The sequence below is a fragment of the Ruegeria sp. O5 genome (assembly GCF_056535105.1).
This window is the reverse complement of record NZ_JBQERN010000027.1, coordinates 18,130-28,629: the sequence shown is the minus strand read 5'-3', so window position 1 is coordinate 28,629 and position 10,500 is coordinate 18,130. Positions and strand designations below refer to the sequence as shown.

The following is a 10,500-nucleotide window of genomic DNA, read 5'->3' as shown; positions in this document are numbered from 1 at the left end:
AATTCGTCCGTCCGTTTCAGTCCCATAGTTCGTCTCCTTTGCTGCAATAAATGCTATCAAAGGAGCGGCAGCAAACCGCGACACGTCCAATGTGTATATGGCGGTGAGTAGACCAGCGATGAGTAGGCTTTTCATCAATCACTCTTTAGCTGCTGAACGTACTTCAAGAAACACGTTGGTTGTTACTATCTATTGCTCTAATATTGTGAACAACAAGCATTATCTGGGATGAGTTGTAGCAATCTATTTGGTTTGATGCAGGAATGTCTCGTCATGCTCATCAATCTAAAATACAAAAGCCACTCTTGGCAGTCACACGAGACGCCACCTCGTCTAAAGTCGCGGTTCGTCTTGGTGCATTGGCGCACCTGAGAGGATTTTATACTGATTTTCCCTTCTTATTTCCATTTTATTACAATAACTTGCGTTAACACCAAAACCCATGTTTCACTCTTTGTGTCACCATAGAATTAAATCCAACAGCATAAGACACCACCTTCAGCTAAACTTCATTTTTCTTCGCTCGCTCAAACGAGGCCAGAATAGCTTTGCTAACGAGTTTGGAAAACTCATCCGTGCTGCCTGCGCCCATTCCAACATCCATCAGCAAACGAGAAAACACGCCAGAACTCAGGAGAAACTCTTTGTTTTCTGTCCCCGTTTCTTTGTGTAAATTGACCTCAATGAAGGTTCCGATCCCTCCACTTTTGGCGGATGATACACTTTCAGTCAGCACCATCGGCACCCCAAATTCATCCCACCGTAGTTCCGCAAGTGGTGCAGAGATGACAGGCACATGCCTCCATACGTTCATAAGCTTAAATTTCACGTAGCTATTGCCTGAATAACCAAGTTCTTTTTGAAATTTTTGTTGCAGCGTGAAGAAGCCATCGACACTTCCAAAGGATTGCGTCAAGTCTAGCACCTTCGCGCTGTGAAAGCCCTTCTCCGACAGATGTAGCACTAGGTCATCAAGTTCTTCATTTTGATACTGATAGTCACTATAGCTACCTACGGAGAACGACGGTATCGGCACCCAAATTTCGCTCTGAAGGTCTCTGTGGACTATCAAGGTGGATGCAATTTGGCGGGCGTCTGTTGAGGAAAGAGAACGACAAACAAAGCCTTCCGATTTAGTATAGAAATGTTCATATGGGACGGAGAAGGATATACCTTCTGTCGGCTTCTGAAGGGTTCTTCTAAAATCTTCTGTACTTCCACGGTACCACAGCGACTCTTCAGCCCAATAATCCGGTGTTAGAAGCACGCGAAGGTAAGCGACCTCGCTTTCAGCTTCCGACAGTTCGGGATCAGTTTCAAACCAATCCTCGTACCACTCTTCTACTTTCTTTGACCGCTGAAAAAGATGTTCAACGACTTCTCTATTGTTTTCTGGCACAGGTTCAGAACTGTCATTGATGCGCCTATAGATACGTCCGTCGCTGTGAATTATTGGGGCCTTTGGAGACTTGGGAACGTAAACGCATATTACTTTTTCCCCAGATTGAGCGCCGGGAATTTCAACTGCTTTACACTCGAAGAACGGCAAGGGGTTTAAATGCTCTGCCGCAGCCTGACGAATACCCTGACTCACTTTATCAATTTGATCTGCGGCAATCCCCGGAAAAGAACCTGCCACGTTGTTGTCACGACTTGCTTCTTCTACCCCAAAGAAAATCCAACCACCGTATGTATTGGCCATTGCAGATATTGCCTTGGCGTAAGCGCGTGCTTTCAACGCATCTGCCTTGTAGTCGATGTACCAACCTTCATGAACACTCTTGAGAGCCTCAAGATCGGACGGTTGGATTTCTGAAAGGCTTTTGCCGAAAGGATTGTAGGTATTGAGATTATTTGTACTCATTGCGCCATTATCAGATTAGTGGACAGGTGGCTTGCTGGAAGTGATTCCGCATCACAGGTGACCATATTTAATAGTATTCAAGCGAACATTGATAAACTCTAATTTATTGCTTTTATTATTTTTTTTCGACACTCAAGGCATTTCGACGGAATGATCTGAGTCGTTAAGTTGCTTTAAAACACAATAAACAAATTCATTAATCATAATTCGTCATTATAAGTTATCCACAAGCCTCTCAATTGTCTTCTGAACCTGTGAAGCTTGCCAGTTAGCAACGTCGGAGGTCACAACGCTGCTAACTGTCATAGGTTTTACGTGGGGCCAGCAACCAGAGAGCTTACAGAGCGAACCTAACTGACGTAGATGTTGGTTCCTTTACTGCTTCCACTTCAACCATGAGGGAGACATGCTCTGGCTCTTCGATGGCCTGATCAATAAAAACCCGCCGCTTACGGATAACGTATGTTGTCGGCTCCGAAGTGTCGGGTTTTTGAACGAGTATTTCTTCGCCAACTTCAGGAGCAAAAAGACTACTGAAACTGAGGAAAACCCCATCTGGTGGAATCTCACCTTTGTGGTGCAGATGAATTTCAATCATATCGCACGTACTCCGACACCCAACATGCTCTTACCGGGAGTCGCCATCGGGCCAAAACGATGAATGACTTTCTCCACAACGTACTCAACCATAACACCGCCCTGCTCTTGGAATTCGACTATGTCACCCACTGAAGGCGCTGAAACCATTTCAACGTCATTGATAGTTGACGTGTTCGGCGTTCCGCTGGCCTCAAATATCCGTACCTGTAGCATTCGCTTGTCCTTTTATTTTGCTTCTTCCGGTAGTGACCAATCACGCATTTCTTCGGTCAACAGAAAATGCAGATCATCGACGCTCAACGAACGAACGACCGATGGAAGCCACCCATGTTTCTGCACCAGATAGTAGTGAACAGCATCAATATCTCTGTGAGTGGTATAGCCTTCCCGCTTTGCAAGATGGTCACCGAACACGCGGATATGAAATGCCATCATGCCGTTGGCCTGTTCCAACTGCATCTGTACTTTGTAACCTTGTTCCACTTCTTTCACTGCTCCATTGCTCAATCTAAACAAGAATCTCCGTACAGAACCTTTTGAGAAACTGAAAGAAGGTGCAAGCACTTAGAGGTCATTGCCGGTATGCAACCAAAGCCCAATGGATAGAGGCGACTCTACCTGCCTTCGTTGTGGCTACTCATAATCCGATACACTGATGCCCTGCCAATTCCGAGCCGCTGTGCGATTTCCGAAGGGCCGACACCCTCTGAGTGCAGCTTCAAAACTTCACCGGTCTTTGCCCGTGCCGTTGGTTTACGTCCCTTGTATTTACCTTTGGCTTTGGCCTTTGCGATACCTTCCCTTTGACGTTCCAACATGATCCCACGCTCAAACTCAGCAATGCCACCAAGAACGGTCAGCATCAGCCTGCCTGTCGGCGTCGAGGTATCAATACCAAGATTTACAATCTTCAGCGCCGCGCCTTTTTCTTCAAGTTCATTTAGGATGGACAGAAGATGGGCAACTGAACGGGCCAAACGATCAAGTTTGGTAACAACCAATGTATCCCCTTCCCGTATGAAATCTAAGGCCTGACTAAGCTGCTCTCGGGCTGTCACATCAACGGACGATACCTGTTCTTTAAAAACCTTGTCACACCCTTGCGCTGCCAGTTCATCAAGTTGTGTCTCAAACCCTGCATTCTGATCCAAGGTCGATGTTCTTGCGTATCCAATCAGCATGTCTGGCCTTTCTCAATAGGGTTTATGACATAGAGATACGCATGTCTCAAAATGTCAACACCCATTCTATTGCGACATCATGTCGAGCAATTTCGATTGCATCACAAGGGCAAGGCCTAGTGAGACACCGGACTGACAACCTTTTGTTTTCTTTCCCCCGGAAGGGGGCGGGGGTTTGAGAAACCGACTTCAAAAAACAGGGGGTTTATTACTATTCTTATTGTTCTTCTTGTTGGGGTCTATCCCCTCAGCCCTAGATGGCTAAGAGAACGCCGAAATCTACCTCATTACACCTCTAGCGCCACGCCATAGTGCTTTATGACGCCAAGCACCCAACGGAAGCATTGAGGCCAAAAGGACGGCCATTTACACCCGGAACTCAGAACCCACTGAGAGCCACGGAGGACTCCACTGAGCGCCTCTAAGTGACTTCATGGGGGTACCCACCCAAGAGGCCTTTAGGGGCGCTCTGGAGAGTCTAAATTGCTTTAGACCTATCCAACAGAAAAGGCATCCAGTACCAAAACTATCTGAACTAAATCCAACTCCTTAGCGTTCATAGTAACCCAATAGGTAGGCATAAGATATATCCCTAGGTAGCAGATACATATGCTCCCCTAAGAACCTTAGGTATTACATATGCCCACCTATCAGTGGTTATGATTAAACAGTCATGTATCTAGGTATCCATAGATGGACCCTAGACGTCTCCAGAAACTGAATCCCTTTCAACGCTCCACCGTCATGGTCGGTCTCACACCTGAATGTTCATGGAATACGCCACCAAAGATTTCCTGAGCGGTATCTACGTCTCTGATACGGACGATGAGGCAGTCATGAACTGGAAGGGCGGGAATATTATGTTCCCGTTTCAGGGTCAGAAGGGTTTCGTTCATGATGTTAGAGTCAATTGCCTGAAGCCGTAGCGAATTCAGACCTTTAGCCTCTAGATCGTGTAGAAACGGGTAGCGGTCCAGAACCTTATCTTGGACGGAATCGCTCCGACTGCTGACCCTGCCATTTCCGACGATGACATTGATTATCTGCTTAACGTCGTCCCGGTCGGTTCCTTCGATTTGGTATAAATCGGTTCCGACTTCATAATCGACACCAAACAGACCATGCAGCAAAGTAAGTTGACAGGCTTGAATGTCGATTTCAGCGGTCGCTTCACCACCTATCTGGATGCCCTTTCTGTCTTCAGATTTCCAGTTGAGGTAGGTTGACGCAGAGCCATAAAACCGGCCCCCCATATCCCACTGATAATCCGCTGTATCCCCGTTGTTGAATAGCCGGTACAACACAGGCGGAGCGCCGAAGCTGTATTCCCACTCACTCAGAAACGCATTGATTTCCGTAACATCGGCTTCAAGCGCCTCGGACACCGCCGTTTTGGGGTATTGGATAACTCTAGCCTTGGCTTGACCCTTTAGCTTTGTTGCCCTGAGGGTGAGCGGTTTGGACTTCTTCAAGTCCTGTCTGAAATGCAGCGTTACCGTTTGGGGGGTGATACCGTGTTCAGCAAGCACGTTCAGCAACAGGGGGGTAGCTCTGAGGCGTGTGGCCCACCGTTTGTGCGGCACGTCCGGATAGTATTTCACACCATCCCAATCGGAACTGCCCCTGAAGCCGGGAACAACATCCATCAGCCCCATCAGGTGCCATTCTTCCTTTAGGGTCTCATAGTGCCGACTGGTCGCTAAGGTGTTTTTGAACTTTCCCTTGTCACTTTCTCGCCAACAGTAACCGTTTGCCTCAGTATTCAGGGATGCATCCAGCAGGTCGCCAAGCAGGGCGGCGATGGTGGCTTTTAGAGACTGGACTGCACTAGCTGTCAGCCCTCTTTCCCTTCTCCCCTGTTTACGTTGAAACGAAATGGTTTGGCGGAGAATGGCTTCCACTACCGAATGGGCGTCTTCCGAAAAGGGCAGCATCACCAAGGACGCCATGTTCGCCACCCTCAATTCTTCGGGTTCAAAGTCTGGTTTAACAGTTGCCATGTTTTGCCTGTCATCTTGCGTTTTCTGATTTCATCGCCGGATAAGGTCAGGACCTAAGGCGGTTGGTTAGAGAACAGGTCGGCATGGACAATTTTCTGTAGGTGTTCAGCCAGAACACTAGCCGAGTAACCCTGACCGTAGTTCGACCCCATTCCCTTGGTTTGCCAGCCACAGATTGCGTCTTGGATTTCCTTTGGTACTTGGGCGTCCCTCAGCCTGTCTTGAACGGTGTGGCGGAACGAATGCGCCGACTTTTGATCCTTCCTGTCCAGCGGGAAAGACCTCAACCACTTGTTGATTGTGTTTGAAGCGTAAGTGGCCTTATTTGCGTATGGTGAACCTCGAAAATCGATGTAGCGTGGGAACAAAAACCCGTTCTGGGCATGATCTTTCGCCCTTCTCACGGCCCACAGCCCAGCGCCGACGAGCGGCACCAGTCTTTCTGACCCTTTTGTCTTCAGGCTCCTTGCCTCATTTGGCCGCAACATCAGATAAGGGGCGGGTTCGTTCAAGAAAACGTCTTCGGCCCTCAAACCAACTGCCTCTGCACAACGCATTCCGGTGTCAGAAAGCAGGGCAATAATCCACCTAATGTCGTCATCTGCCTTGAGACATTCGGACTGGATCAACCCTAGTTCTTCGGTGGAGAAAGGAAGCCTGTCCTTGCTGTCTTCGCCCAAGTTCGGGATATTAATGGCATCGAAGATACCCCGGTTCTCGATTTCATGTTCTCGACTGATGGTGTTGAAGATCGGTCTGATGTCATTCAGTCGCCTCTTTACGGTATCGGTCTTGTTCCCCTTCTGAAGTAAGTGGTCTCTGAACTGATTGGCGTGGGAGCGTTTGTACTGGTCAATTGGCGGGTCACCACAGACGGAAATGAACTCCATAACCACAGTGGCACGGGTTTTTCCCTTCTTTGCCTCCGGGTCTTCCCCCTTCAGTTCCTGAAACTGTTTCAGAGCCTGAGAAAGAAATACAGGTTCCTTCGCCCCATAAAAAAACTCGGCGGCCAATCGGTGAACAGGTGGCAAATGTTCCCGCCAATCAGGCGTTAGGTCTTCCGACCCAAACACACCGGCTTGGAAGAAAATTTCATCCAGAAAGGAGTCAGGCTCCAAACCGTGTTTTTTGTACTCGACATGCTGCCCGGGTTTTAGCCCGAAAGAATCTAGAAGAGCGATGGCAGCAGAGACAGTCTCTGGCCCTGCTGTAACCTCCCCACTTCGAAGGCTTTTCCACAGGGCATCCTGTTCCGTTGCCAGTCCGTGGGCCTTCGTGGCGGCCTCTTTGAGACTCTTAGTCTCCAGAGACTTGAATACTTCACCCCGCTTACTCAGGCTTGGATAGTGCTTCCGCATATCCTCCGGAACTCGCCGTCGAAAGTAGTAAACACCACCCTCTTTCTTCTGTGTAACGTACTTCGCTGAGATCATAATCGCTCCAAATTCAGCGATGACTAGAGGCATAGCGTCACCTCGTGTGTTACCTTCGAATCCAGCGAATGCGCTTTAACACGCTGATATTTAAGAGATTTCATGAGTTTTGTGGTGCCCACACGAACCCCCATTAAAAATCCAAGAAATTGAAACTAATACAAATTTAAATTCGATTACCAAAGGAGGCCCCCCAAAAGGCCCCCAAACGATACTGCTAAAAGCGTTTTAGGCGGGATCACGACGCGTACAGATGCGCTTGAATATCCATGAAGGCCTGACGGATAATCGGAATTTCACCGAGTACTCGCTTTGCGCCATTGGTGCCACCATACTTCACCTTCAGAAAGTCGCCAATCTTAGTCAGCGCCAACTCATCAACTCCATGGATTTCATAGGCTGCAAGCACCGCTTCCAAGAATGACCGCATCTCGCCTTCGAAATTCGCCAAACCCTGATTTCTCGCTGCCTCAGCGCGCTGTGATCGTAATTGCGGCTCCAAAGTGAACCGCACATAAGCGAGTACGTCAAACACGTCGCTGTTTGGCGCGTCGATCAGACGTTTCATATCTTCAAGGCGTCCGGCATCATATCCGCGATCCGCTAGTACTTTCAAAAACTGAACTCGCGTTTCAGGATTGCTCCATATTGCACGCAACTCGTCTTCACCGTTCACCAAATCACCAAGGTCCCCAAAAAGCTGATCCATGAACTCTTGACCTGAAATCAGTTTACCATCGTGTGAATAATAACTGGTTGTCGCGATGTACTTAATCTTGCGTTCCTTGCCATCGGCGAGTTTGACCACGATCTTAGCTTCTGGCTCTGGTCCGGGTTCTGGAGCTTGACCCGTCCCGCCTGCAGTAGTCGGGGGACGTTTAGGACCGGGCACTTCGGGTGGCAATGGCTCCCCGTCCCATTCCGGATCGTTAAAATGCTCATAAGCCTTCACGAAATCATAGACCGTGAAGAAGTCCTTTCCCTCAAAAGTCCGCGTTCCTCGGCCCACAATCTGTTTGAACTCAATCATCGATTTTACAGGCCGCATCAAAACGATATTGCGCACGTTTCGAGCATCCACACCAGTCGACAACTTTTGCGATGTTGTTAGGATCGTTGGAATGCTGCGCTCGTTGTCCTGAAATTCACGCAAATGCTGTTCACCAAGCGCTCCGTCATTCGCAGTCACCCTCTCGCAATAGTGCGGGTCATCAATATCCTTGATCTGGTTGATATAGTCCCGCACCGCAGCGGCGTGATTTTGCGTGGCACAGAACACCAGCGTTTTCTGGCGTGGATTGATCTGGTCCATAAACTCGTGAATGCGGCTTTGTTCGCGCTCCGGGATAACAATCTTCGCGTTTATCTCATCCTCAGTATAAACGTGATCGGGATCAATCTCACCGCTGACCACTTCATCATGGGGATCGAAAACATAGGTATCAATGGTACTTACCATCTGGCGGACTTTGAAAGGCGTTAGGAAACCATCGTCAATACCGTCACGCAGTGCGTAAGTATAGACTGGCTCGCCGAAATACGAATATGTGTCGGCATTGGTCTTGCGCTTCGGTGTCGCGGTCAGGCCGAGCTGCACTGCTGGTTCGAAATACTCCAAAATTCCACGCCACGTGCTTTCGTCTTTGGCTCCACCCCTGTGGCATTCGTCAATGATGATAAAGTCAAAAAAATCAGGTTCGTATTCGCGAAAGTTGAACTCTTGATCTCCAGATTTGTTTTCCGTCATGAAGGTTTGAAAGATCGTAAAGAACACCGACGCATTGCGCGGCATCTTGCCTTTTTTGCTAATTTCTTTGGGATTGATGCGGCTCAATGCATCCTGCTCGAACGCTGAGAAAGAATTGTACGCCTGATCAGCCAGAATATTGCGATCCGCGAGAAACAGGATGCGCGGACGTCGCGTCGGCTCCCCCGACAGGCTCCAACGTGACTGAAACAACTTCCATGCGATCTGAAATGCGATAGACGTCTTGCCGGTGCCGGTCGCTAGCGTCAGCAAAATGCGCCGCTCGCCCTCAGACAGTGCCTCCAGCACCGCGTTGACCGCAGCAGCCTGGTAATAGCGTGGCTGCCACTTGCCGCCATCGGTCTCGAACGGCACCTGACCAAAGCGATCACGCCATGCATTGCCGGTTGGATAACAACGGCTCCACAGCTCAGTCGGTGTTGGCACCGCGTCAACATCACGCTCTACCCCCGTATGGCGGTCTATTTCGTAATAGCCGATCCCATTGGTGCAATAGGCAAAGCGTGCGTCAATGCGCGTGGCATAGTATAGCGCCTGCCCCCGGCCCTCCGTGTAGGGCAGCGAGGCCTTCTTAGCCTCCATGACAGCCAACACATGGCCATTCATGCGCAGAACATAGTCGGCAGGCTTAGGGGCATTCAGCCCACCACCAGACATGATGCGACCGGGCCAGAGCATTTCTTCGCGGCTAACCCGCGCACCTTCAATCCGATTAGGGCCAGACCATCCTTGCACTGCAAGTGACGGATCAATGCGGTCAGCGCGTGTGTCTGCTTCAGTTTCCATGGTTCACAACCAATGCATTTTTCTTGCAATAATCGACAGCTAACACTCTTTGGCGACAATCCATGACGTAATCACGCCACTCGTTGGGCTTGTCGTCTGTTAAACCCATGACCGCAAGATCAACAAGCGCCGCAGACAGCTCGGTCGTTTCGACCAATTGATCCATTGCACTGCAAAACATCTCATAGTCGTCCGCATCATTTTTGTCGGACACAGTCGAACTTGACAACCATCTGACCTCATCGCAAGACACCGAAATTCGACGCAAAGATGTATCAAGCCTCACAATTGGATTGTCTGATTTCACCAGCAGATTCACGCTTTCGCTGGCCCATTGGTCCATAATGTAGCCCCCAACGTTTTTGTTACGTTTTGAATACCGGAAAAAGTAAATCAGCTTGGTGAAGAATGCGCTGCCAAGACCAGGAATATCATTCTTCTTGCGGAGCGTTTTGAATTCATCAAATGCAGACCTACGGGTTCTGGTGCCAGCATCAAGCTCTTTACAGAGGGCTTCAAAATCTATGGAATTTTTGGCAATCAACAATCGTCTATGATCCATGCGCATGCCACCCCAAGCCAAAATGGCTGCACATTTTGTCATGCTATTTGCGGTGCCTTGAACGACCTTAACCACGTCGTCATGAGAATAGATTTCGTCTTTGAGAGCAGCACTATCCGCATCAAAAAAGCCAGCGGCAAAAGTTTGAGCTTTCTTCGACTTACCCTTCTCTGCTCGTCGCGCTTTCTTGGGAAGATTTGCCTTAAACACCTCGAGATGATCTGCATCGAACTGATACGTTGGCCGCTCGACATCTTTAGAAGTAGTCATAATACATTCCGAAAATCAATTATGAGGCGAGCT

8 protein-coding genes are annotated in these 10,500 nt (G+C 48.9%); all 8 read right to left on the bottom strand.

Annotation, left to right across the window (positions count from 1 at the left end; translation table 11 throughout):
* Window positions 1-502 precede the first annotated feature (502 nt).
* Window positions 503-1,864: an AlbA family DNA-binding domain-containing protein gene (locus tag ACR0M3_RS19100; RefSeq protein ID WP_480912229.1), complete on the bottom strand. Its 1,362-nt coding sequence runs from the start codon at window positions 1,862-1,864 to the stop codon at window positions 503-505.
* A 337-nt stretch (window positions 1,865-2,201) separates the two neighbouring features.
* A complete protein-coding gene (locus tag ACR0M3_RS19095; protein WP_480912226.1) occupies window positions 2,202-2,462 on the bottom strand; it encodes a hypothetical protein in 261 nt (86 codons plus the stop codon).
* Between the two features lie 227 nt (window positions 2,463-2,689).
* Window positions 2,690-2,971, bottom strand: coding sequence for a hypothetical protein (locus ACR0M3_RS19090; protein ID WP_480912225.1), 282 nt, complete (start codon window positions 2,969-2,971; stop codon window positions 2,690-2,692).
* A 107-nt stretch (window positions 2,972-3,078) separates the two neighbouring features.
* Window positions 3,079-3,645, bottom strand: a complete 567-nt coding sequence (locus ACR0M3_RS19085) for a recombinase family protein (protein ID WP_480912222.1) — start codon at window positions 3,643-3,645, stop codon at window positions 3,079-3,081.
* Between the two features lie 728 nt (window positions 3,646-4,373).
* Window positions 4,374-5,645, bottom strand: coding sequence for a hypothetical protein (locus tag ACR0M3_RS19080; protein ID WP_480912220.1), 1,272 nt, complete (start codon window positions 5,643-5,645; stop codon window positions 4,374-4,376).
* A 53-nt stretch (window positions 5,646-5,698) separates the two neighbouring features.
* The gene (locus ACR0M3_RS19075; RefSeq protein ID WP_480912217.1) at window positions 5,699-7,114 is read right to left on the bottom strand and encodes a phage integrase; all 1,416 of its coding nucleotides are present in this window, start codon (window positions 7,112-7,114) and stop codon (window positions 5,699-5,701) included.
* A 205-nt stretch (window positions 7,115-7,319) separates the two neighbouring features.
* Window positions 7,320-9,635 carry an EcoAI/FtnUII family type I restriction enzme subunit R gene (gene hsdR / locus ACR0M3_RS19070; RefSeq protein ID WP_480912214.1) on the bottom strand — a complete coding sequence of 772 codons (2,316 nt, stop codon included), beginning with the start codon at window positions 9,633-9,635 and terminating at the stop codon, window positions 7,320-7,322.
* Window positions 9,625-10,467 (bottom strand): 8-oxoguanine DNA glycosylase OGG fold protein, encoded by an 843-nt coding sequence (locus ACR0M3_RS19065; RefSeq protein WP_480912213.1) that lies wholly within the window; start codon window positions 10,465-10,467, stop codon window positions 9,625-9,627. The genes hsdR and ACR0M3_RS19065 overlap by 11 nt, the downstream gene beginning before the upstream one ends.
* Window positions 10,468-10,500: the final 33 nt, after the last annotated feature.

Excerpts from the sequence above, each read along its gene's own strand:
- ACR0M3_RS19100 (WP_480912229.1), bottom strand. The coding sequence starts at position 1,864 with ATGAGTACAAATAATCTCAATACCTACAATCCTTTCGGCAAAAGCCTT.
- ACR0M3_RS19095 (WP_480912226.1), bottom strand. The coding sequence starts at position 2,462 with ATGATTGAAATTCATCTGCACCACAAAGGTGAGATTCCACCAGATGGG.
- ACR0M3_RS19085 (WP_480912222.1), bottom strand. The coding sequence starts at position 3,645 with ATGCTGATTGGATACGCAAGAACATCGACCTTGGATCAGAATGCAGGG.
- ACR0M3_RS19080 (WP_480912220.1), bottom strand. The coding sequence starts at position 5,645 with ATGGCAACTGTTAAACCAGACTTTGAACCCGAAGAATTGAGGGTGGCG.
- ACR0M3_RS19075 (WP_480912217.1), bottom strand. The coding sequence starts at position 7,114 with ATGCCTCTAGTCATCGCTGAATTTGGAGCGATTATGATCTCAGCGAAG.
- hsdR (WP_480912214.1), bottom strand. The coding sequence starts at position 9,635 with ATGGAAACTGAAGCAGACACACGCGCTGACCGCATTGATCCGTCACTT.
- ACR0M3_RS19065 (WP_480912213.1), bottom strand. The coding sequence starts at position 10,467 with ATGACTACTTCTAAAGATGTCGAGCGGCCAACGTATCAGTTCGATGCA.